The 22,353-nt window shown below is 74.1% G+C and carries 16 protein-coding genes; 6 read left to right on the plus strand and 10 right to left on the minus strand.

The window, feature by feature from the left end:
• The first annotated feature begins 13 nt into the window (after nucleotides 1-13).
• Nucleotides 14-343, plus strand: coding sequence for a hypothetical protein (locus GA0070612_RS14195; protein WP_088988321.1), 330 nt, complete (start codon nucleotides 14-16; stop codon nucleotides 341-343).
• Nucleotides 344-391: 48 nt separating this feature from the next.
• On the opposite strand, the gene GA0070612_RS14200 is transcribed toward GA0070612_RS14195, so the two are convergent.
• Nucleotides 392-1,966 (minus strand): leucyl aminopeptidase, encoded by a 1,575-nt coding sequence (locus GA0070612_RS14200; RefSeq protein WP_088988322.1) that lies wholly within the window; start codon nucleotides 1,964-1,966, stop codon nucleotides 392-394.
• Nucleotides 1,967-2,128: 162 nt separating this feature from the next.
• Here GA0070612_RS14200 and gcvT point away from each other — a divergent pair, with 162 nt between their 5' ends.
• Nucleotides 2,129-3,259 carry a glycine cleavage system aminomethyltransferase GcvT gene (gene gcvT, locus GA0070612_RS14205; RefSeq protein WP_088988323.1) on the plus strand — a complete coding sequence of 377 codons (1,131 nt, stop codon included), beginning with the start codon at nucleotides 2,129-2,131 and terminating at the stop codon, nucleotides 3,257-3,259.
• A gap of 138 nt (nucleotides 3,260-3,397) precedes the next feature.
• Here gcvT and GA0070612_RS14210 read toward each other — a convergent pair whose 3' ends face one another.
• From GA0070612_RS14210 to GA0070612_RS32105, 4 genes are all read right to left on the minus strand, one after another.
• A complete protein-coding gene (locus GA0070612_RS14210; RefSeq protein WP_088988324.1) occupies nucleotides 3,398-4,687 on the minus strand; it encodes a DUF2314 domain-containing protein in 1,290 nt (429 codons plus the stop codon).
• A gap of 66 nt (nucleotides 4,688-4,753) precedes the next feature.
• Nucleotides 4,754-5,527: an adenosylcobinamide-GDP ribazoletransferase gene (locus GA0070612_RS14215; RefSeq protein ID WP_088988325.1), complete on the minus strand. Its 774-nt coding sequence runs from the start codon at nucleotides 5,525-5,527 to the stop codon at nucleotides 4,754-4,756.
• A complete protein-coding gene (locus GA0070612_RS14220) occupies nucleotides 5,517-7,538 on the minus strand; it encodes a bifunctional adenosylcobinamide kinase/adenosylcobinamide-phosphate guanylyltransferase (RefSeq protein WP_088988326.1) in 2,022 nt (673 codons plus the stop codon). The genes GA0070612_RS14215 and GA0070612_RS14220 overlap by 11 nt, the downstream gene beginning before the upstream one ends.
• Nucleotides 7,539-7,789: 251 nt before the next feature.
• Complete coding sequence (locus GA0070612_RS32105) at nucleotides 7,790-9,706, minus strand: serine/threonine-protein kinase (RefSeq protein WP_197699375.1); 1,917 nt, start codon at nucleotides 9,704-9,706, stop codon at nucleotides 7,790-7,792.
• A 144-nt stretch (nucleotides 9,707-9,850) separates the two neighbouring features.
• Between GA0070612_RS32105 and GA0070612_RS14230 the strand changes: the two genes are divergently transcribed.
• Nucleotides 9,851-10,051 (plus strand): hypothetical protein, encoded by a 201-nt coding sequence (locus GA0070612_RS14230; protein ID WP_088988327.1) that lies wholly within the window; start codon nucleotides 9,851-9,853, stop codon nucleotides 10,049-10,051.
• Complete coding sequence (locus GA0070612_RS14235) at nucleotides 10,051-10,848, plus strand: site-2 protease family protein (RefSeq protein ID WP_088988328.1); 798 nt, start codon at nucleotides 10,051-10,053, stop codon at nucleotides 10,846-10,848. Before GA0070612_RS14230 ends, GA0070612_RS14235 begins: the two co-directional genes overlap by 1 nt.
• Before the next feature lie 59 nt (nucleotides 10,849-10,907).
• On the opposite strand, the gene GA0070612_RS14240 is transcribed toward GA0070612_RS14235, so the two are convergent.
• The 5 genes from GA0070612_RS14240 to nadA form a co-directional block, all read right to left on the minus strand.
• Nucleotides 10,908-11,906, minus strand: coding sequence for an aldo/keto reductase family protein (locus tag GA0070612_RS14240; RefSeq protein ID WP_088988329.1), 999 nt, complete (start codon nucleotides 11,904-11,906; stop codon nucleotides 10,908-10,910).
• Between the two features lie 44 nt (nucleotides 11,907-11,950).
• Nucleotides 11,951-16,606, minus strand: coding sequence for a WG repeat-containing protein (locus GA0070612_RS32810; protein WP_269458286.1), 4,656 nt, complete (start codon nucleotides 16,604-16,606; stop codon nucleotides 11,951-11,953).
• Between the two features lie 514 nt (nucleotides 16,607-17,120).
• Nucleotides 17,121-17,717, minus strand: coding sequence for a DUF3043 domain-containing protein (locus GA0070612_RS14250; protein ID WP_088988330.1), 597 nt, complete (start codon nucleotides 17,715-17,717; stop codon nucleotides 17,121-17,123).
• Nucleotides 17,718-17,831: 114 nt separating this feature from the next.
• Nucleotides 17,832-19,187, minus strand: coding sequence for a UDP-N-acetylglucosamine 1-carboxyvinyltransferase (murA, locus tag GA0070612_RS14255; RefSeq protein WP_088988331.1), 1,356 nt, complete (start codon nucleotides 19,185-19,187; stop codon nucleotides 17,832-17,834).
• A 212-nt stretch (nucleotides 19,188-19,399) separates the two neighbouring features.
• The gene (gene nadA, locus GA0070612_RS14260) at nucleotides 19,400-20,575 is read right to left on the minus strand and encodes a quinolinate synthase NadA (RefSeq protein WP_088991497.1); all 1,176 of its coding nucleotides are present in this window, start codon (nucleotides 20,573-20,575) and stop codon (nucleotides 19,400-19,402) included.
• A 67-nt stretch (nucleotides 20,576-20,642) separates the two neighbouring features.
• On the opposite strand from nadA, the gene GA0070612_RS14265 reads away from it, so the two are divergent.
• Nucleotides 20,643-21,782: a glycerate kinase family protein gene (locus GA0070612_RS14265; protein ID WP_088991498.1), complete on the plus strand. Its 1,140-nt coding sequence runs from the start codon at nucleotides 20,643-20,645 to the stop codon at nucleotides 21,780-21,782.
• A 161-nt stretch (nucleotides 21,783-21,943) separates the two neighbouring features.
• A complete protein-coding gene (erpA, locus tag GA0070612_RS14270; RefSeq protein ID WP_007463211.1) occupies nucleotides 21,944-22,312 on the plus strand; it encodes an iron-sulfur cluster insertion protein ErpA in 369 nt (122 codons plus the stop codon).
• Nucleotides 22,313-22,353: the final 41 nt, after the last annotated feature.

Consider the following 22,353-nt stretch of genomic DNA (forward strand, 5'->3'; position numbering starts at 1 on the left):
GGGGAGAGAACCGGTGGGGTTGTTCCGGCGCCGCAAGCAGACGGCTGTGCCGAGCCATGACCGTGCCGCCGAGCGCGGCGATCTGGACCATCTGGAGAACTTCATCCGGAGTCGGCGCGGCGTCGAGGCGTTCATCGAGCCCCGCACGACGGTGACCGAGACCACCGTCATCCTGATCGCCGACGACGGTGAGTGGACCCGCCGGCGCATCGACGGCCCGGACGGCGCCCGGCGCTTCGCGTACCGGATGGGCATCCCGGTGTACGACGTGCGACTGATGGGCTACCCGCAGCGAATGCGCGACTTCAACGAGCGCCGCAAACGTCGCCCCGAGCTCTACTGACAGCGAGGGCCCCCGGTGGCAAACCGGGGGCCCTCGCTGTCGGATCCGTCAGCCGTTGGTGGCGATGTCCTCGACGAGCTGCACCAGGGTGCGGACCGGGACGCCGGTGCCGCCCTTGGTCCAGTAGCCGGTCGGCTCGCCGGAGTGGTAGCCCGGCCCGGCGATGTCGATGTGCGCCCAGGCCACGTCGTCGGTGACGAACTCGCGCAGGAACACGCCGCCCTGCAGCATGTGACCGGCCCGGTCCATCCCGGCGTTGACCTGCGAGATGTCCGCCACGTCGGACTCCATGCCCTTGCGTACGTCATCCGGTAGCGGCATCGGCCAGGCGGGCTCGCCGACCGCGTCCCCGACCGTCTGGACCCGCTCGCACAGCTCCGGGGTGCCCATCACGCCGGCCATCCGCTTACCCAGCGCGATGACCTGCCCACCGGTCAGGGTGGAGGTCTCGAACAGGTAGTCGGTGCCGTCCGCGCAGGCGCGGGCCATGGCGTCGCCCAGCACCATGCGGCCCTCGGCGTCGGTGTTGAGCACCTCGACCCGCTTGCCGTTGAACATCGTGATCACGTCGCCCGGGCGGTAGCTGGTGCCCGACGGCATGTTCTCGGCCATCGGAAGGTAGGCGCTGACCGCCACCGACGGCTTCAGCGCGGCGATCGCCAGCATGGCCGCGCCGACCGCGGCGGCGCCCGCCATGTCGGACTTCATCTCCCACATGCCCTGCGCCGGCTTGATCGAGATGCCGCCGGTGTCGAAGGTGATGCCCTTGCCGACCAGCGCGACCCGCTTGCCGTTGCCACCGCTCCGCGGCGTGTAGGTGAGCTTCACCAGCCGCGGCGGGGCCTCCGAGCCCTGCCCGACCGCGACGATGCCGCCGTACCCGCCGGCGACGAGCGCCGTCTCGTCCAGCACCTCGACGTCGAGACCCGCCGCACGGGCGGCGTCGGCGACCGCGTCGGCGAAGGACGGCGGACGCAGCTCGTTCGGCGCGGTGTTCACCCAGTCCCGGCTGGTGCGGACCGCGCCCGCCACCGCCTCGGCCCGGGTGACCTCCGCCTGGGCGCCCGCGTCGCCGGCGTCCGGCACCGCGATGAGCACCTCGGCCACCGGCTCCCGCCGGGTCGGCTGGGGGCGGGTCTTGTAACCGGCGAACCGGTACCCGCCGAGCAGCGCGCCCTCGGCGACCGCGCGCAGCTCCGCCGTCGCGTCCGCGTCGTCCGGCAGCGGCAGGGCCAGGGCGACCTTCGGCGCGCCGGCCAGGGCCCGCACCGCCGCGCCGGCGGCGCGACGCAGCGTCTCCGGGGCCGGGGCGGCACCCGACGGCTCCGGACCGAGGCCGACCGCGACGACCAGCGGGGCGGTCACGGTGCCCAACGTGGCCAGCTTGACGACCTCACCCGGCCCACCCGTCGCGCCGAGCAGCGCGAGGGTCTCGGTCAGCTTGCCGTCGAACGCGGCGGCGATGCTCTCCGCGCCACTGGCGAGCAGCAGGGTGCCGGCGAGGCCGCTGGTGGCGTCCTGCTCTCCGGTCTGACTGTGCAGGCCGATGACGATCGCGTCGACGGCGAGCTCGGCCGGGTCGGTGTCGACCAGGCTCAGGTTGGTGGTGCGGGGTGATGTCACTGAAGCTACTCCGGGCGGGCCGGGCCGGTCGCGGCGTCGCGTACCGGCGGTGAAGGTCTCCGGCGGAACCTACCCGCCGGACGTGATGGTTGTCCCGCCGACAGCGTCAGTGGGCTCCCGCCGATGCTAACCAGCCACGTTGTCCCCGGTAAGTTGCCACCCATGACCGACGTGACCTCCGCCGCCGCCGCGACCCGGCTGCGACGTTCCCCGCTGCACGAGCGGCACACCGCCGCCGGCGCCAAGTTCGCACCCTTCGGCGGTTGGGAGATGCCGCTGGAGTACGCCGGCGGTGGCGTGCTCAAGGAGCACACCGCCGTCCGGACGGCGGTCGGGGTCTTCGACGTGTCGCACCTGGGCAAGGCCCGGGTGACCGGTCCCGGAGCGGCCGACTTCGTCAACGCCTGCCTCAGCAACGACCTGGGCCGGATCGGCCCCGGCCGGGCGCAGTACACGCTCTGCTGCGACGACGCCACCGGCGGCGTGGTGGACGACATCATCGCCTACCTGTACGCCGACGACCACGTCTTCCTCATCCCGAACGCCGCGAACACCGCCGAGGTGGTGCGCCGGTTGCGCGCCGCCGCGCCCGCGCAGGTCACCGTCACCGACGAGCACGAGGCGTACGCCGTGCTGGCCGTACAGGGCCCCCGCTCGGCGGAGCTGCTGGCCGCCCTCGGCCTGCCCACCGAGCACGACTACATGAGCTTCTCCGCCGCGAGCCTGGCCGGGTTGGAGTTGACCGTCTGCCGCACCGGTTACACGGGCGAGCTGGGCTACGAGCTGGTGGTGCCGGCCGAGCACGCGGTGGCCGTCTGGGACGCGCTCTTCGCCGCCGGTGCCGCGTTCGAGCTGCGCGCCTGCGGCCTGGCCGCCCGGGACACGCTGCGTACCGAGATGGGCTACCCGCTGCACGGGCAGGATCTCTCCCTGGACATCAGCCCGGTGCAGGCCCGCTCCGGTTGGGCGGTCGGTTGGGGCAAGCCGGCCTTCTGGGGCCGTGACGCGCTGCTCGCCGAGAAGGCCGCCGGCCCCCGGCGTACGCTGCGCGGCCTGGTGGCCGTCGACCGGGCGATTCCGCGTCCGGGGATGACCCTGCACGTCGGTGACCGGCAGGTCGGCGAGGTGACCAGTGGCACCTTCAGCCCGACGAGGAAGCAGGGCATCGCGCTGGCCCTCGTGGACACCGACGCCAACCTGACCGACGGCGACGAGGTCGAGATCGACATCCGGGGCCGCCGAGCGCCCCTGACCCTGACCAAACCCCCCTTCGTAAACCCCTCAGTGCGCTAACCCCCGCACCCACCCCACCCACCCGGCGTTGATCATGAGGTTGACGGGGGCGTTGATCTCTCAACGGCCCGTCAACCTCATGATCAACGGGGTGGGAGCGGGGGTGGGTGGGAGCGGGGTCAGGGGGTGGGAGCGGGGTCAGGGGGTGGGGGGTTCGCCGGAGTCCAGGACCGCCTGGGTCCAGCCGCCCTGGATGACCCCGGTGCCGTCCAGCACGGCCCAGTCGACGACGTCGCTCGCCTCCACCACGACCGGGGCGCCGATCCGCACGCTCTCGTCGGTGTTGGCGTCGCTGGCGCTCACGCCGACGATCCGTTCCGGCGCCTCCCAGGAGGTCACGCCCGCCCAGACGTACTCCGGGCCGTCGTCGCCGGGCAGGCCGTACTTGACCACCAGCTGCGACTCCGCGGGCAGTTGCCCGGCGACGAACCGGGCGCGCGCGTCACCCAGCGCGGCGCGGGCGGTGGCGACCGCCTGACTCATCGCGTCACCCGACCGGGCGTAGCGCACGTCCGGCTGGATCCCGGAGAACAGGGTCGCGCAGGCGGCCGCGTAGTAGCGCCCGTCCGGGCCCGGGTGACCGGCCGGCGGACGCAGGCTGAGGAACGAGTCGGCCTCCGGGTCGGTCGCCGGGTCCAGTTCCAGACGCAGCAGCACCGGTGCGGTCGCGCCGTGCTGTTCCGGATTGCCGTACGCCACGGCGATGTCGTGTCCGGTGACGGTGGCGAGCACCGGCAACTGCACGAACGCCGGAACCTCCTCGCCGGTGAGCCCGTCGGTCCAGTCCCGCAGCAGTCGGCGGGCCGCCCCGGTCATCACCGCACCCCAGGCGCGGGTCAGGTGGTCCGGAACCCCCTGGGTCTGCAACTCCAGCAACCCGAAGCGCCGCAGGCCCTTGGTGGTGAACCACAGCCCCTCGGTGTCGGACGAGTACGGCACCAGCACCCAGTCGACCAGCCGGATCCGGCCCTGCTCGTCGGGCAGCGAGCGCAACGCGGTCGCCGGGTCGAGGAACTGCAGACCGAAGACGTCCACCACGTCGCCGTCGTGGGATTCCGCCACGGCTGCCGCGACCGCGCGGGCCGCCCACTCGTGCGCGGGCGGCCAGCCCGGCCGGTACTCGGCCTGGACGACCACCAGGTGGGTCGCCGCGGCCAGGCGGGCCAACTGTTCCTCGGTGGCGCCGAACGCGGTGAGCAGGTCCGGCGGCAGCTCCGGGAACTCGCTGATCGGCCGGGTGTCGACGCTCATCAGCGGGCTGTCGAGCATCTGCCGGGCCAACCCGTGCACCGGCTCGGCCAGTCGGCCGGTCAGCGCCGCCACCGCGGTCTTCGCGCTGACTTTCGGCAGCCCCGTCATCGGCACCAGGTAGGTCGCGCTGAGCGACTCCGGCACCGGTACGGGCAGGAAGTCGTCAGTGATGAGCATGGGGTTCCCCCGGGTGGCCGTGCCGGTGCTGTCGAGCCGAACGCTACCCGGCCGGTCGTGCCCGGTTCAGCCGGACAGCACCAGACCCAGGTAGACCAGCGTGGTGACCACCTCGACCGTCGCGCCGAGGACGTCGCCGGTGATCCCACCGAGCCGGCGTACCACGTGTGTCAGCAGCGGTGCCGCGACGGCGAGCGCGGCGACGACGGCCAGCGGCCCCTGCCACGGGCGGCCCGGCACGGCGGGCACCGCCAGCAGCGCGACGGCGAGCGCGCCGACGGCCAGCGCGACCGGACCGACGGTGCCGGCCACGAGCGCGCCCAGCCCGTCCGGCCGGGCTGCGGGCACGCCCCGCCGGCAGGCCACGGTGACGCCGAACCGTCCGGCGGCGGTCGCCGTGACCACCGCCGCGACGCACGCCGGCCAGGACCGTCCGGCCAGGTCGGCGAGCGCCGCCGCCTGCACCAGGAGTACGACCACCAGGGCGACCACCCCGAACGGCCCGACGTCCGGCTTCTTCATGATCTCCAGGGCGGCGGCGCCCCGCCGGTACGAGCCGAGCGCGTCCACGGTGTCGGCGAGCCCGTCCAGGTGCAGCCCTCGGGTGAGCAGCGCGGCGGCACCGACCGTCACACCGGCGGCCACCAGCGGTGGAGCGAACGCGCCGCTCAGCAGCAGCACTCCGGCCAGCAGCGCGCCGAGCAGCGCGCCGACCGCCGGCGCGAGAGCCATCGCGGTGCCGGCGACCGGACGGTCGATCCGTCCGGGCCGTACCGGCGCCGTGGTGAACGTGGTGACCGCCAGCCGGGCCCCGGCGAGGAGCCGCGACTCAGCCGGCACGCCGGCCCGACGCCGGCTGGTCGTCCGCCCCGGTGCTGGCCGGTCCCGGGCCGGCCGGTTCCGGCTCGGCGAAGTCGGGCTCGGTGCCGTCCGGGTCGCTGTTGTTCGTGTCGGGGTAGCTCGGCTCGGTGGACGCCGGCTCGTCGCCGGTCGGGGCTTCGTCGCCGCCGCCGAGTGACGGGTGCACCGGCAGCGCGGCGGACAACGCCAGCACCGAACGCAGCAGCGGCAGCGCGACCAGCGCGTTCGCGCCCTCACCGAGATCCAGCCGCAGGTCGAGCAGCGGGGTGAGACCCAACACGTCGGCGGCGAGCCGTACCGCCGGGTGCCCCCCGTGGTCGGCGAGCAGGCACCAGTGCCGGGCCTGCCCGGCCAGGTCGCGGCTGACCATGCCGGCGGCCACGCCGACCGGGCCGTCGAGCAGCACCGGCACCCGGCGGGCGGTGGCGCCGAGCAGCACACCGGTGGCCACCGCCACGTCGCCGCCGCCCAGCTCGGCGAGGATGTCCTTCGCGCCGCGTGACGAGCGGCGGGTGCGGTGCAGGGCGTCGCGCACGGCCGCGCAGCGGACCATCCACGCCGCGTCGTCGATCTCGCCGGTGTCGGTGATCACCCGGCCCAGCACGGTGGGCGGCTCCGCGCCGGCGGTCGCCGCGAGCACCGCCGCGGCCGCCGCCTCGGTGCCGGCTCCGCACGCACCCAGGACCAGCAGTTGTACGCCGGCGTCGGCCGCCTGTTCGGCCAACCGCCAGCCGTAGCGCAGCGCGGACTCGACCTGGTCGGGCGTCAACGCCGGCTCGTCCTCCATCGCGGCGGACGCGGGGACGTCGACCACCTGGAGACTCGCGCCGTTCTCGGCGGCCAACCGCGCCAACGCGCCCCGGCCGGCGCGGGCCTGCGCGGCCCGGCGCGCCGACTCACCGGCGACGGCACCGGCCGACCCTCCGCCGGCGTGGTCGCCGTGCAGCAGCAACACCCGCACCGAGCCCCATGCCTGTGGGGTGGGGGTGCCCTGGGTGGCGGCGGCGAACCCGACCACCCGGTCCAGCACGCCCAGCCCGGCGCCCGGTACGTCCAGCGTGGCCAGCCGGTCCACCGCCTGCGGGCCCGCGTACTCGTCGGGCATCGGCAGCTCCATGCCCGGCTGGATGACCAGCCCGGTGGCCACCATCGGCAGCGCCATGGTGGGCGCGGCCCAGGGGTTGCCGGGCTCCTGGTCGGGTGCGGGCGGCGGCGTGTGGGTCAACACGTCGGGCAGCTGCACCTCGGGGATGCCCTCGGCGTCGGCCAGGGTCGGCACGACCGGTGCGGTGGCGGGAGCCGCCGCGGCGGTTCCGGTGGCGAGCGTCGGGGCGTTCGGGGTGCCGAGGGCCGCCGGGGCGCTCGGGGTGGCGGGCGTCGCCGGGGCGGCAGCGCTGGCGGGGGCAGCTGGGGCGGCAGCGCTGGCGGGGGCCGCCGGGGCGGCGACGGGCTTCAGCCAGACCGGCTGGCCGGCGACGACCAGCACCACCGCGTCGCAGGCGTCGGCGACCGCGCGGTTGGCAGCGCCCAACGCGTCGGTGAACGCCCGGCCCAGCGGGGTGGTGGGCACCAGCGACAGCCCCACCTCGGGGCTGACCAGCACCACCCGCGCCGCGCAGGCGCGCAGCGCGTCGGCCAGTTCGGCGATCGTCGCCACGTCGTCGGCGGGCTGGTGCTCCGGGTCGAGCAGCACCGTCACCCAGCCGCCCAGGTCGTCGACGAGCAGCGTCTCGTTGGGCTCCGCGGACGCGAGCACGTCGGCCAACCGGCGGGGGTCCTCGGTGGTCTCCTCGGTGGTCCAACTGCCCGGCCGCCGGGCGCGGTGCGCCGCCAGCCGGGTCGCCCACTCGGTGTCCTCCGGGTCGCCCTCGGGCGCGGTGGCGACGTAGCGGACCACCGGCGCGTCGGTGACCAGGGATTCGGCGAACTCGGACTTACCAGACCGGATACCGCCGAGCACCAGGACCGTGTTCCACCCGTCTACGGACATGCCCGTACCTTAGTTCTCATCCCTCGGGGCTGGGCACGTCGCCCCAGCCCTGCCGAACATCACAGCCCGTTCCGCAACCATTGCGGGAAAGCGTCCATTTTCCCGCCCCGGACGCGGTTGCGACCCCGGGCCGCTTCACCCGCCGTCGCTGGCAATCTTGGACACTTACCGTTCTCGCGTAACGGAAACCGTCCAAGATCTACCCTGCGAACTCCCGCTTCGGCCGGAACCACCGGCGCGGGCGGCGACGATCAGTCGCAGTGTTCGAAGCCGCTGCCGTAGCTGGCCCCACCGGTGGCACCGCCCCACTTCACGCACGTCCCGGCGGCGCTGGCCTTCACCGGCCCGGCGTAGTAGTCGAACGACCCGCTGTCGGTGCTCCGGGCCCGCCCCTGCACCTCCAGGTACGCGGAGACCGCCGACTTCGTCCCGACCGCCGTGTCCTTGAGGGTGACCACGCAGTTGGTGCCGGTGCCCGAGTGGTACGTCAGGAAGACCCGGCCCTTGCGCTGCCCGTCGGTGCCGGTCAGCGTCGCCGAGTCGATGACCTGGTAGCCGCTGCCGCACGCCTGCGCCGCCGTGTACGGGTTGGGTCGGCTGGACGGGGTGCGGCCGGGCGTCGGTCGGCTGCTGGTCGTACCGGTCGGCGTGGTGCCCGGTGCGCCGGCGGTCCGGCCCGGCCCGCCGCTGGCCGTCGCGTCGGCCGGGGATCCGGTCGGGTCGGCCGTCGCGGTGCGGGTGGCGCCCGGCGTACCGCTGGGTCGGGGCCCGGTGGTGGTCGCGTCCCCGCGCGGCAGCGGTGCGTCGGTCACCGCCGCCGACCCGCCGGCCAGCGCGGGTGGCTGGTCCGCGGAATCCGGCGTCGCCTCGTGCCGGAGCGCCACCACGGCCACCGCGACGACGAGCGCGACGAGGACGACAGCGCCGGCCCCGACCAGCAGTGGACGGCGTCGGCCCACCGGCCCGATCCCGATCGCGTCCTCCCGGGTCGGCTTCGGCTCGGTCGTCGCTTCGACCGCGGCGTTCGCCGGTGGGCGTAGCGCGGCAGGCCCCGCCGACATCGACCCGGCGGGTCCCGCCGACACCGACCCGGCAGGCCCCGCCGGCACCGACCCGGCGGGTCCCGCCGACACCGACCCGGCGGGCGGCGTCGCCGCGACCGACGGTGCGGAGGCCAGGCCGGCCGGCGAGGCGGAAGCCAGGCTGCCCGGCGACGCGGATGCCAGGTCGGCCGGCGTGGCGGGGGCCGGGCCGGCCGGCGAGGCGGCGGCTGCGACACCCGGGGTGGGAGCGGCCAACGCCCACGGTGGGCGGGCCGAGACCGGGATGCTCGCCAGTGTCGAGTCGCGGGCGTCGGCGGCGGCCGCCGCCAGCTCGGCGGCGCTGCCGAACCGGTCCTCGGGGCGCTTGTCCAGCGCGCGGGCCACCACGGCGGCGACCGCCGGTGGGGTGCCCGGCGGCAGTGGGGGAGGCTCCTCCTGGGCGTGCCGCAGCGCCACCGCCAGCGGGTTGTCGCCGTGGAAGGGCGGCTGTCCGGCAAGACAGAAGTACGCCACCGCGCCGAGCGCGTAGACGTCGGTGGCGGCCGAGACCGGCTGCCCGGTTGCCTGCTCCGGGGACATGTACGAGGCGGTGCCGAGCACCATGTTCGCGGCGGTCAACCCGGCCATGTCCCGGGACCGGGCGATGCCGAAGTCGACCAGCACCACCGTGCCGTCGGCCTTCACCAGCAGGTTGCCCGGCTTCACGTCCCGGTGCACGATGCCGGCGAGGTGGGCGGTGTGCAGCGCGTCCGCGGCCTGGGCCAGCACCGACATGGTGGTGGCGGCGTTCAGCTGCCCCGACGCGCGTACCCGGGCGGACAACGGTTCGCCCTCGACGTACTCCATCACCAGGTAGTCGACCCGGCTGCCGTCGGCGAGCACGGCCTGCCCCACGTCGTGCACCGGAACGACGCCGGGGTGCCGCAGCGCGGCCAGCATCCGTGCCTCGGCCCGGAACCGGGCGGTGAACTCCTGATCGGCGACCAGCGACGGAAGCAGCACCTTCACCGCCACCTCGCGTTCCAGCAGCACGTCCGTGCCGCGCCAGACCGCGCCCATCCCGCCCGTCGCCACCCGTTCGCCCAGCCGGTACCGGTCGCCGAGCAGCACTCCCCGAGTCAACACCGGGCCACCGTACCGGTCGGCCTCGATCGAATTGATCCGCCCGCCGGGTCCTGCCGGGGGCAGCGAGGGGCCGTTGCGCGTCGGGCCGACTACGCTGGCGGGGGTTCGTCCCACGGGGACTTCAGCGGCGAGGGGAGACGCGGCATGGCGTGGAGCTGGCGGTACGAGGGCACGGACGGTCAGACGGTCGAGGGGCCGGCGGAGTCGTTCGGCAGCCAGGCCGACGCCGAATCCTGGATCGGTCAAACCTGGCGGGAGCTCGCGACGTCCGGCGTCACCTCGGTCGCGCTCGTCGAGGACGACCGGGTGGAATACCGGATGAGCCTGCTGCCCACGGCCGAGTGATGGCCTACGACCGGCCGGGCGCGGACGGGCTGGTCCTCGGTGTGCCCAGGGCGGCGTTCCGGCCCAGCCCGATCTTCCTCGGCCTGGTCGCCCTGTTCGCGGTCAGCGGGGTGCTGGCCTGGAACGGTTACGGCAACGCCCGGTTCACCGTGTTCCTCTTCGTGGTGTCCGGCTGGCTGGTGTCGCTGTGCCTGCACGAGTACGCCCACGCGGTGGTGGCCTACCGGGCCGGCGACCGGGACATCGCCCACCGGGGCTACCTGACGCTCAACCCGTTGAAGTACACCCACCCGCTGCTGTCGATCGTGCTGCCGGTGGTGGTGCTGCTGCTCGGCGGCATCGGCCTGCCCGGCGGGGCGGTCTGGGTGGACCGGCACTCCATCCCGGGTCGACTACGGCACAGCCTGGTCAGCCTCGCCGGCCCGGCGACCAACGTGCTGTTCATGCTGGTGCTGGTGGCGGCGGTGCGACTCGGCGCCCAGTCGGGTGGCCCGGTGGAGTTCTGGGCCGGGGTGGCGTTGCTCGCCTTCCTCCAGCTCACCGCCAGCGTGCTCAACCTGCTGCCGGTGCCCGGTCTGGACGGCGGCAACATGATCCAGCCGTGGCTCAACCCGCAGTGGCGCAAGATGTACGACCTGTTCGCCCCGTACGGCTTCATCCTGCTCTTCGCGCTGTTGTGGAACCCGCGTATCGGCGGCTGGTTCTTCGACGCGGTCTTCGCGGTCGGTGACCTGGTCGGTCTGCCGTCGTGGCTCTACGCCACCGGCCTCGACCTGATCCGCTTCTGGCAGAGCTGAATCGACCCGGGCCGGTCCGGTCGGCGCGAGTGGGTCGCGCCGACCGGACCGGATCGGCGTCAGGGACGCTGCGCGGGGGACTCGGTCTTCGCCGGGTCCCGCTCGGTGACCGGCTCGACGATCTCGTCGATCGCCTTGAGCAGCTCGGCGTCGAGCTTCACCCCGGCCGCCTTCACGTTGTCGTGGACCTGCTCGGGGCGGGACGCGCCGATGATCGCCGACGAGACGTTCGGGTTCTGCAGGACCCACGCCACCGCGAGCTGGGCCATGCTGAGCCCGGCCTGCTCCGCGAGGGGCTTGAGCCGCTGCACCCGGGTGAGCACGTCGTCGTTCATGAACCGGGAGATGAAGCCCGCGCCGGACTTCTCGTCGGTGGCGCGGGAACCGGCCGGCGGCGGCTGACCCGGCAGGTACTTACCGGAGAGCACGCCCTGAGCCATCGGTGACCAGACGATCTGCCCGATGCCCAGCTCCTCGCTGGCCGGCACGACCTCGGCCTCGATGACCCGCCACAGCATGGAGTACTGAGGTTGGTTGGAGACCAGCGGGATGTGCAGCTCGCGGGCGAGCGGGTGGGCGGCGCGCAGCTGCTCGGCGGTCCACTCGGAGACGCCGATGTAGTGCGCCTTACCGGAGTGCACGACGTCGGCGAACGCCTCCATCGTCTCTTCCAGCGGGGTGCTGTAGTCGTACCGGTGGGCCTGGTAGAGGTCCACGTAGTCGGTGCGCAGCCGGCGCAGCGAGCCGTTGATCGACTCCATGATGTGCTTGCGGGAGAGGCCCCGGTCGTTGCGGCCCGGCCCGGTCGGCCAGTAGACCTTCGTGAAGATCTCCAGCCCCTCGCGGCGCTCGTTCTGCAACGCCCGGCCGAGTACGTCCTCGGCCCGGGTGCCGGCGTACACGTCGGCGGTGTCGAAGGTGGTGATTCCCGCGTCGAGGGCGGCGCGGACGCAGGCGAACGCGGCGTCCTCCTCGACCTGAGAACCGTGGGTGATCCAGTTGCCGTACGAGATTTCGCTGACCAGCAGGCCGGAACGGCCCAGGTGTCGGAATTCCATGTACCGACCCTAACTCCGCTAGATCACCAGCGTCGACCGCACACTCACAGCACCGGATTGGCGTCGGTGAGTAGTCGGTCGATCTCCGCCAGCACCTCCGCGCGGTCGCGGTGCACCGGGTCGATCAGTGCCGCGCCGCGCCGGTCCAACGCGCCCCACCGCCCGGTCTCGTCGGCGACCAGGAACGCCACCGGGTGGATGACCAGCATCGGATGCGCCGGGGGAACGAGCACCGTGCCGGTGCGGTCCACCACGCCCCGCCGTCCGGCCACGTCGACCACCGCGAGGCCCTCCTCGGTGAAGCCGTCGACCTGCTGGCCGTCGGCCAGCTCGGTGACGAACCCGTGGTAGCGCGTGGGCACGACGATCCGGCCGGTCCGGTCGACCGCCCCCCACCCCTCGCGTCGGACCGCGGCCAAGCCACGGCGGAACGGGCGCACCTCGGCGAAGTTCGGCGCCACCTGCACCGTGCCGGTCGCGTCGATCGCCGTCCAGCCGCCGTCGCCGACCACCCAGGCCAGCCCGTCGCTGAACGGGTGCGCCGCCCGGAACGACGGCGGGATCACCGTCGTACCCAGCAGGTTGATCAGCGACCACCGGTCGGTGTCCGGACGGCGGACCCAGGCCAGCCCGTCGTGGAACGGTTGCACCTCGGCGTACCGGGCGGGGACGACAAGGTCGCCGTCCGGGCCGGCGTAACCCCACAGCTGCCCGTCGCGCTCCGGCAGCGGGGGTCGGTCGCGGTCGAGCACCTCGTCACGACTCCGGGGGTACGGCCCGAAGCCGCCCGTCGAGGCCCGGGCGCTGACCGCGTCGAGCGCCACCCGGATCCGCCCCAGCAGTTCGGCGTCGCCGGCGCCGCGCAGGTCGAGCGCGTCCTCGAAGTGCTCGCAGGCCTCCATGAGCCGTCCCTGGTCGTAACACGACCGCCCGGCGTGCTCGTGCAGCGCGGCCCGCAGCCGGTCGGGTAGCTCGACCGAGTTGGCCTGGGCGAAGAGTTGGTCGGCCTCGGCGAAGTCGCCGCGCCAGCGCAGGACGTGGGCCAACCGGGCCTGGGCCAGCGCGGTCCGGCGCAACTCGCCGGTCGCCTCGGCATACGTGAGGGCCAGCCGACCGTCGGCCAGCGCGTCGTCCAGGTCCCCCAGGATCCGCGAGGTCACCGCCCGGAGGCTGAGCAACCGGGCGCGGGCACGGTTGTCGACCGCCGAACCCAACTTCTCGGTCAGTCGTCGCCGGATGGCCCGCAGGTCGTCCGGTTCCGTCAACTCCTCGCGCAGCGTGACCGGGTCCAACCGCCAGCGGTACGCCGCGAGGACCTGCTCCGGGTCACCCGGGTCGGCCAGCGACGGGCGGGCAGCCACCGGAGCGGCCTCGACGGGCGGTGCGGACACCGGCACGTCGTCCCCGGCGCTCCTGGGGCCGGGAACGGCCGAGGCAGGCGGCCCGGAGGTCGGCAGGGGTGGTGCGGAGGTCGGCATGACCGACGCCGGTGGTGCCGAGACGGGCGGTGCGGAGGCGGGTGGTGCGGAGACGGGCGGTGCCGAGACGGGTGGCGCGGAGGTCGGCAGGGGTGGCGCGGAGGCCGGTGTGACCGACGCGGGCGGTGCGGAGACGGGCGCGGTGGAGATGGGCGGTGCGGAGGCCGGTGCGGGTGGCGCGGAAGTCGGCAGCACCGACGCGGGCGGTGCCGAGACGGGCGGTGCCGAGACGGGTGGTGCCGAGACGGGTGGTGCCGAGGCGGGTGGTGCGGAGACCGGGACTGTGGGGGGCGGCAGGGGCGGCGCGGACGTCGGCGTGACCGAGACAGGCGGTGCGGAGACCGGTGCCGCCGATGTGGGCGCGGGGAAGGCCGGTGGTGCCGACCCGGGTGCCAGGAAGGCTGGCTCCGTCGGCCCGGGTGGTGCCGACACGGGTGCCGCGGGAGCCGGCGGCGCGGACACGGGTGCCGTGGAGACCGGAGACGCGGGAGGGGCCGACACGGGTTCGAACCCCTTGTCGTCCGTCGACTCGGGACGCGCCGACGGCGCGGCGGCGGTCGACCAGTCGTCGGCCGGGGACACGTGCGCCGGTCCGGTGGTGCGCGGACCGTCCACATCGTCCTGGCGGTGGTCGCGCGGGGCGGCCTCGTCCACCGGCTCCTGCTCGGCCTGGGTGACGTGCGCGACGGGGTGAGCGGTGACCGGATCGGGCTGGTGGTACGGCGTCGCCGTGGCGGGTACCCCGGAGACGGGCCGGTTGCCGTCCGCCGTGGCCGGCTCGGCGGGCGGTGGTGGGTCGTCCGCCACGTCGTCCGCCCAGGTGGGCGTGCTGTCGGCGGGCGGCGCGGAGACCGGCTGGGGGACGTCGGTCGAGGCTGACCCGCCGGTGGGCTCGTCGGCTGACCGGTCGTGGTCGTGGGTTGCCGGTGTCGACGAAACGTGCTCGGTCGTGCCGGCGGCGACGTCGACATCGTCGGTGGTCGACGTGTCGTCGGATGCCGGCTCGGACGGTTCGGGTTCGACCTGCTGCGCGGGGCTGAACCAGGCACCCGGCCCGGGGGTGCCGGGACCGTCGTCCGGCTCCCGAAGGGGTGTCGCCGGCTCGTCCGAGGGCGGCGGGGGTACGTAGCGGCGCGGCGTGCCGGGGGCCGGTGGGAGCGCCAGTTCGACGTCCTCCACGCGGGAGTCCTGGGCCGCCGGGTTCGGGATGTCCCGGTTCGGCGCCGCGTGGTCGGCCGGTGGGCTCTGGACCTGCCAGGCGGGTGGCGGTGCGACCGGCGGGCGGCTGCCCGCCGCCGGGGTCGGCCGTTCCGTCGAGGCTGCCGCCCGCGGGGCAGCGGGACGCTCCGGCGATACCGGCCACTGCCGTGCGTCGGCCCGTTCCGGCGTGTGCGGGCGCTCCGGGGAGTGCGGGCGCTGGTCCACCGGGCGGTCGCCGACGCCCGGACCGGGGTAACGCGGCGGGGGCGTGGGCTGCGCGTAGGAGGTCGGTGCCGGTTCGGGTGCCGTGCGGCGCTCGGGTGCCGGCGCGACGTCCGACCGGTCGGCGACGTGTGGCGGGTCCACCGGCGCCGGCAGGTACTCCAGTCGTAGTCGTGCGGCGGGTGGGCCCGAGACGGGCGCACCGGTGGCCGGGGAGACCGGGGCGGCCGACACCGGGCGGTCCCGGCCGGGCGCGGCGGGGGAGACGGGCGCTGCCGGGGAGACGGGTACCGCAGGGGTCGCCGGGGACACGGGCGCGGCCTGGGACACCGGCGCGGGCGACACCGGCCGCTCCGGGGTGACCGGCGCACCGGGTGCGGCGCGGCCCGGTGACGGTGGAGCCGTCGGCGCGGGACGTACGGGCCGCTCGTCGTACCGGGAGGGACCGGTCGCCGGTCGCTCGTCGGGGCGGGCCGGCGACGGCGAGGGCGTGCCCGGCTCCGCGCGGTACGGGTCCGGGCTGCGCTGGGGCTCAGTGGGTCGGTACGGGTCGGCGGGTGGGTACGGCTCGGTGCGGTGGCTCTGCTCCCGGGTGCGGTCCGGGTGCAGCGGGCCCGGTGGTGGCCAGGGCAGGGTGCCGTCGGGCCGCTGGGCGGGCCGAGGCTCCCGGTATCCGTTCTCGCGGTGCCCGTCCTCGCGGCGGCCGTTGTCCCGGTAGGCGTCCGGGCGGGCCTCGTCGCGGGAACGCCGCTCCGGGTACGCCTCGGCGCGGGCGGCCGCCTCGCGGGGCTGCTGCCGGTGCGGCTCGGTGTCGGGGCGTCGCCGCTCGTCGTCGCGGTGCGGTGGTTCGGGCATGTCCGGCTCGGGCCGACGCCGTCGTCCACCGTTGGCTGCCGCCTCGTACCCCTCGTCCGCGCGGTAGCGGCGCTCCGGGCGACGGACGTCGTCGGCCGTCCGGTCCGGGTACGCGTCGGCGCGGTACCGTGCGCGGCCGTCCCCGGACGCCCACGGGTCGACGCCGTCGGGGTGCCGGTCGTCGGCGGTGCGGCTGTGACCCTCCCGGGCGGGTCGGTCGCCGTACCCGTCTGCGGGGTGCCGCTCGTAACCGGCGGCCGTGCGGTCCGGTGCGCCTCGGCGACGCGGTGAGTCGTCCGGCTCGGGCATCCAGCCGACGTCGGAGCGGGGTGCCGGGGACACCGGTGGTGTGCCGCGGTACCCCCGGTCCCGCTCGGTGGGCTCCTGCCGCGGGCGTCGGCTGTCGTACCGCTCGGAGGCGGGCTGCTCCCGGTGCCAGGCGGCCTCCCGCGCCGGTCCCCGCTCGTCCGCGGGACGCCGATCGGACCAGGCGGTACGACGGTCCGTCTCGGGCGAGCGGCGTTCGTCGCGTAGGGGCGGTTCCGGTAGCGGCCGGCGGTAGGGCTCGTGGTCGTAGGTGCGGGACTCGCGACTGTCGGACCGACCGTAGGCGGACCCGTCGACGCCACCCCGGGGGCGACCGTAGGTGGGTGTCTCGCCCGGGCCGTCGTCCGCCCAGGACCGGGCGTGTGGTGTCGGGTCCGCCGGCGGCTCGTCGGCCCAGGACCGGCCGAGGTAGGTGCCGTCCGGGCGGGTCGGGGCCAGCGGCGGAACCTCGGCCCGGCCGGTCACCGTCGCACGGCCGCGCGGCGGCGGCTGATGGAGCGCGCCGACGTCGCCGGGGTAGCGCTGGCCGGGGAACTGGGGATGCCACTCGGTTGTCGGTTCGACCACCCAGGACGGTTCGTTGGGGTCCGGCCACCGGTCGTCGTAACGGCCGTTCATCCGTCGAGCCCGTCGCCGCACCCGGCCACGCGGCCGACCCTCGACCGGGGTGAGCTGTGCCCAGCCGCGAACGGGTGACCTCCGGGCGTCCGGTCGCCGCCTGCCACGCCCCGGTGGCCGGCTCGCGTCCGCTCGCTCACGGCGTTGTCACCTCGTTGCAAATTGTCGCGCTGGAGCTTCGCGTGCCGGTCAGGTCGGCCGTTTCGGCTGCCTGTGGCTGCGGATGGAGGGTAACGGCGTGGGCTCGCTCACCGCCACTGTGGTGCCGCCCATGGACGCAAACGTTATCCCATTGGTTTCGGACATTTAGCCCTATAACCGAATCTGCTCCTCGACCATACCGCACCTGGAGGCCGTCCGGCTCCGGCGGTGCTCCGCACGGCACAGCGAACGGCACCGCGCGCCGCCGGGAGCGATCGGAGCGCCGGGGCCCACGCCCACAGCGGAACTGCCGCCCCGGAGACGACCGGGGCGGCAGTTTCGTAGCTCGTGGCAGTCGGTGGGGGAGCCGGTGTCAGACCTTCTCGCCGAGCTTGACCCGGGGGGCCGGGGCACGCATCCGCCGGAACGTGATCGACCGCATGACCGCGTAGAGGTAGAGCGACCCCATCCGCTGGTCGGTCTTGGGGAAGCGCTCCCGGACCAGCTTGCCGATCTTGCGGCAGATCAGCACCGAGTCGACGACCACACCCAGCGCCAACGCGCCCCAGAGCAGGTTGGAGATCAGACGGACCGGCGCCGGCATGGCCGCGTTCGACCCGATCAGCACGATCAGCGCGCCGCCGAAGAACCAGGTGCCGACGGTCCGCCGGGAGTCGACCACGTTGCGGGCCAGCAGCCGCTCCGGGCCACGGTCGCGGGGGCCGCCCTCGCGGCGGAACTCCGATGCGGCCTCGGCGCGCAGTTGGCGGCGACGCTCCCGCTCCTCCTCCTTGGTGAGGGGGCGGCTGGGGCCGGCCGGGCGGCGACCGACGGTCGGCCGCTTCGGAGTCTCCCGACCCTTGGCAGGGGTGTAACCCCGGGGACGCTCGGTGGTCTCCTCGGGGGTGGACACCGAGGAGACGGCCTCGTCGACGAGGTCGGTGGACTTGCGGCGAAAGAGCGACGGCACGCGGCAAGGGTAGCCAACGGTTCGCGGCCGGTGCACATCGCGGGTGCACCGACAACGGCTCCAGCTCGGACGCGCCGAGTTGGAGCCGTCGTGGCGAACGGAAGGTGGTGGACGTTACGGACGCTCGGTGTGCGCGCCCAGGTCGGCGAGCTTCGCCTCGAAGTCCTCGTAGCCCCGGTTGATCAGGTCGACGCCGTACACCCGGGAGGTGCCCTCGGCCGCGAGCGCCGCGATCAGGTGGCTGAAACCGGCGCGCAGGTCCGGGATGACCAGGTCGGCGGCGTGCAGCTTGCTCGGCCCGGCGATCACCGCGGAGTGCTTGAAGTTGCGTCGGCCGAAGCGGCACGGGGTGCCGCCGAGGCAGTCCCGGTAGACCTGGATGTTGGCGCCCATCGAGTTGAGCGCCTCGGTGTAGCCCAACCGCTGCTCGTAGACCGTCTCGTGGACGATCGACAGGCCACGGGCCTGGGTGAGCGCCACGACCAGGGGCTGCTGCCAGTCGGTCATGAAGCCGGGGTGCACGTCGGTCTCCAGCGCCACGGCGTTCAGCTCGCCGCCGGGGTGCCAGAAGCGGATGCCGCCCTCCTGGCCCGGGTCGCCCAGCTTCGGGGCGCGCGCGTCGGTGACCTCGTACTCGCCACCGACCGACCGGAAGATGTTCAGGAAGGTCATCATGTCGGCCTGCTGCGCGCCGAGCACCTCGACGTGACCACGGGTGGCCAGGGCGGCAGCCGCCCAGCTCGCCGCCTCGATCCGGTCCGGGATGGGCCGGTGGGTGTAGCCGTGCAACTTCGGCACGCCCTGGATCTCGATCACCCGGTCGGTGTGCACCTTGATGATCGCGCCCATCTTCTGCAGGATGCAGATCAGGTCGATGATCTCCGGCTCCACCGCGGCGTTACGCAGCTCGGTGACACCCTCGGCCATCACCGCGGTCAGCAGCACCTGCTCGGTGGCGCCGACGCTCGGGTACGGCAGGGCGAACTTGGTGCCGTGCAGCCCGTTCGGCGCGGACAGGTGCAGACCCTCCGGCCGCTTGTCGACGGTGGCGCCGAACTCGCGCAGCGCCTGGAGGTGGAAGTCGATCGGGCGCGGGCCGATGTGGCAACCGCCCAGGTCCGGGATGAACGCGTGCCCGAGCCGGTGCAGCAGGGGGCCGCAGAACAGGATCGGAATCCGGCTGGAACCGGCGTGCACGTTGATCTGGTCGGTGCTGGCGCTCTCCACGTTCGCCGGGTCGAAGACGAGCTCGCCGTCCTCGGTGCCGTCGGTGACCTTGACGCCGTGCAGACCGAGCAGACCCCGGACCACCTCGACGTCACGGATCTTCGGCACGTCGAACAGCCGGCTCGGGCTGTCGCCGAGGAGCGCGGCGACCATCGCCTTCGAAACCAGATTCTTCGCGCCGCGCACGCGGATCCGCCCTTCGAGCGGAGTGCCTCCGTGTACAACCAGGACGTCGTCGCTCAACGCAACCTCCAGCGCGTCGGTGCTGCCGTGTTGATGGTGGGGCGCCTGAACGTTGTCGCTACCCCGGATGCGGCCATGTCGAAACGGCCCGCTTGTGTCGTCGCTCCGGCAGCATAGCCCTCGGTGACGAAAAAGGACTCGGTCACATCGGCGTGTGTGGCATTAATCGGTGATCCGGCACTTTTGCGTACCATCGACGTCACAGATCGTGATCACGCACCGGGCAGGGCGAGCATCTTGTCCAGCGCGACCCGGGCGTGGTGGGCGGTGTCCGCGTCCACCGTGATCTGGTTGACGACCCGGCCCGCGACCAGCTCCTCGAGCGCCCAGACCAGGTGCGGCAGGTCGATCCGGTTCATCGTCGAGCAGTAGCAGACGGCCTTGTCCAGGAACATGATCTGCTTGTCCGGGTGCGCCAGCGCGAGCCGGCGGACCAGGTTCAGCTCGGTGCCGAGCGCCCACGCCGAACCGGCCGGAGCCGCCTCGATGGTCTTGATGATGTATTCGGTCGAGCCCACGTGGTCGGCGGCGGTGACGACCTCGTGCCGGCACTCCGGGTGGACCAGGACGTTGACCCCGGGCACCCGCTCCCGTACGTCGTTGACGCTGTCCAGGGTGAACCGGCCGTGCACCGAGCAGTGCCCCCGCCAGAGGATCATCTTGGCGTCCCGCAGCTGCTCCGGGGTGAGCCCGCCGTTCGGCTTGTGCGGGTCGTAGAGCACGCAGTCGTCCAGCGACAGGCCCATCTCCAGCACCGCCGTGTTGCGGCCCAGGTGCTGGTCGGGCAGGAAGAGCACCTTCGACCCCTGCTCGAACGCCCAGTCCAGGGCGCGCTCGGCGTTGGAGGAGGTGCAGACCACGCCGCCGTTGCGGCCGACGAAGCCCTTGATGTCGGCCGACGAGTTCATGTACGTCACCGGCACTGTCTCGGCGGCGATGCCCAGCTCGGTCAGGGTGTCCCAGGCGGCCTCGACCTGGCCGAGGACGGCCATGTCCGCCATCGAACAGCCGGCGGCCAGATCGGGCAGGATCACCCGCTGCGCGTCGGTGGTGAGGATGTCGGCGCTCTCGGCCATGAAGTGCACGCCGCAGAAGACGATGAACTCCGCGTCCGGACGGGCGGCGGCCTCCCGGGCCAACTTGAACGAGTCGCCGGTCACGTCGGCGAACTGGATCACCTCGTCGCGCTGGTAGTGGTGCCCCAGCACGAAGACCCTGCTGCCGAGCTTCGCCTTCGCGGCCGTGGCGCGAGCCACCAGATCCGGGTCGCTGGGCGCCGGCAGGTCGCCCGGACACTCCACGCCGCGCTCGGTGTCGGGGTCGCTGCCCCGGCCGAGCAGCAGCAGAGCCGTCGCCGTGTTGGAGGGTTCCACCCAGGTCGAAGTCACGTAGCCATGGTCCCACAGCGCGAGCGCGCCGCAGCTTCCCTCGGTGTGGGCTGCCACACTGCTCGGCATGCGCGTGCTGCTCTGCCCGGACAAGTTCGCCGGCACCCTGTCCGCACCGGAGGTGGCCGCCGCGGTGGCCGACGGTTGGCAGTCCGTAGCCCAGGGCGACGACCTGCTGATCCGGCCGCTCGCCGACGGCGGTCCGGGCTTCGTGGAGGTGCTCGCCGAAGCCCTCGGCGGCCGGCGGGTGCCGGTCCCGACGGTCGACCCACTGGGGCGGCCGGTGGCCGGTGAGATCCTGCTCACCGCCGACGGGACGACCGCCTACCTGGAGAGCGCTCAGGCGTGCGGCCTGCACCTGCTCTCCGCGAGCGAGCGCGACCCGAAGACCACCACCTCGTACGGGCTGGGGCTGCTGGTGGCCGCGGCGGTGGAGAGCGGCGCCCGGACGGTGGTGATCGGGCTGGGCGGCTCGGGCACCAACGACGCCGGGGCCGGGATGCTCACCGCGCTGGGTGTCACACCGCTCGACGGGGGTGGCGCCGCGCTCGCGTACGGCGGGGCGGCGCTCGCCGCTGTCGACGCGGTGGACGGCGCGCCCCGGCTGCGTGGCGTCCGACTCGTCGCCGCCACCGACGTGGACAACCCCCTGCTCGGCCTGCACGGCGCGAGCAACGTGTTCGGCCCGCAGAAGGGCGCCGACCGCGCCGACGTGCTGCTGCTCGACGCCGCGTTGGAGCGCTTCGCGGCGGTGCTGGAGCGGGATCTGCCCGGCTGCCCGGCAGGGCTCGGCACGCTGCCCGGGGGCGGCGCCGCCGGCGGCATCGGTGCGGCGCTGCTCGCGCTGGGCGGCGGTTGCGAGTCGGGCATCGGCCTGGTCACCCGGGCCACCCGGCTGGACGACGCGCTGGACACCGCGGACCTGGTGATCACCGGTGAGGGGTCGTTCGACCACCAGTCGCTGCGCGGCAAGGTGGTCGCCGGGGTCGCCGGGGCGGCCCGTGACCGGGGTGTCCCGTGCGTGGTGGTGGCCGGGCAGGTGAGCACCGGCCGGCGGGAGGCCGCCTCGGCGGGGGTCACCGACACGTACAGCCTGGTGGAGCACTTCGGCGGTGAGTCCGGCGGCGGGCTCGACGCGGCGCTGGGCCGACCCGCCGAGGGTTTACGCGAGCTGGGCGCCCGGCTGGCCCGGCAGTGGAGCCGCTGAGCGCTCCGGCCACCGGGCCCACCTGCGGCGGGCGTCACGCCACCCGGGTGCGCCCGCCCGGGGCGGCGTACGATCGGCTGAGGACCACAACCGGGAATCACTGGACGGCGTGCGGCGTTGGCCAGTGCGTCCGGACCCAAACCGCGCAGGGAGACTTCCACGTGACCACGCCAGCGCAGACCGAGTCGACCGAGGCCCAGGCCCCTACTTCCGTCGTCCTCACCGACGTCGCGGCGCAGAAGGTCAAGGCCCTGATCGAGCAGGAGGGCCGCGACGACCTGCGGCTCCGCGTCGCCGTGCAGCCGGGCGGCTGCTCCGGCCTGCGGTACCAGCTCTTCTTCGACGAGCGTTCCCTCGACGGTGACGTCGTCACCGATTTCGGTGGTGTCGAGGTCGTCGTCGACCGGATGAGCGCCCCGTACCTTTCCGGCGCGACGATCGACTTCGCCGACCGGATCGACGCCCAGGGCTTCACCATCGACAACCCCAACGCGGGCAACTCCTGCGCCTGCGGTGACTCGTTCAACTGAGTCACACACCACGCATCAGCGATGACGGGGCCGTCCTTCGG

The organism is Micromonospora chokoriensis, from assembly GCF_900091505.1.
GTDB classification, from domain to species: Bacteria; Actinomycetota; Actinomycetes; order Mycobacteriales; family Micromonosporaceae; genus Micromonospora; species Micromonospora chokoriensis.

What these genes read in the sequence shown, in the direction of transcription:
- gcvT (WP_088988323.1), top strand. Translation starts at nt 2,129, where the DNA reads ATGACCGACGTGACCTCCGCCGCCGCCGCGACCCGGCTGCGACGTTCC.
- GA0070612_RS14210 (WP_088988324.1), bottom strand. Translation starts at nt 4,687, where the DNA reads ATGCTCATCACTGACGACTTCCTGCCCGTACCGGTGCCGGAGTCGCTC.
- GA0070612_RS14220 (WP_088988326.1), bottom strand. Translation starts at nt 7,538, where the DNA reads ATGTCCGTAGACGGGTGGAACACGGTCCTGGTGCTCGGCGGTATCCGG.
- GA0070612_RS14230 (WP_088988327.1), top strand. Translation starts at nt 9,851, where the DNA reads ATGGCGTGGAGCTGGCGGTACGAGGGCACGGACGGTCAGACGGTCGAG.
- GA0070612_RS14235 (WP_088988328.1), top strand. Translation starts at nt 10,051, where the DNA reads ATGGCCTACGACCGGCCGGGCGCGGACGGGCTGGTCCTCGGTGTGCCC.
- GA0070612_RS14240 (WP_088988329.1), bottom strand. Translation starts at nt 11,906, where the DNA reads ATGGAATTCCGACACCTGGGCCGTTCCGGCCTGCTGGTCAGCGAAATC.
- GA0070612_RS32810 (WP_269458286.1), bottom strand. Translation starts at nt 16,606, where the DNA reads ATGAACGGCCGTTACGACGACCGGTGGCCGGACCCCAACGAACCGTCC.
- GA0070612_RS14265 (WP_088991498.1), top strand. Translation starts at nt 20,643, where the DNA reads ATGCGCGTGCTGCTCTGCCCGGACAAGTTCGCCGGCACCCTGTCCGCA.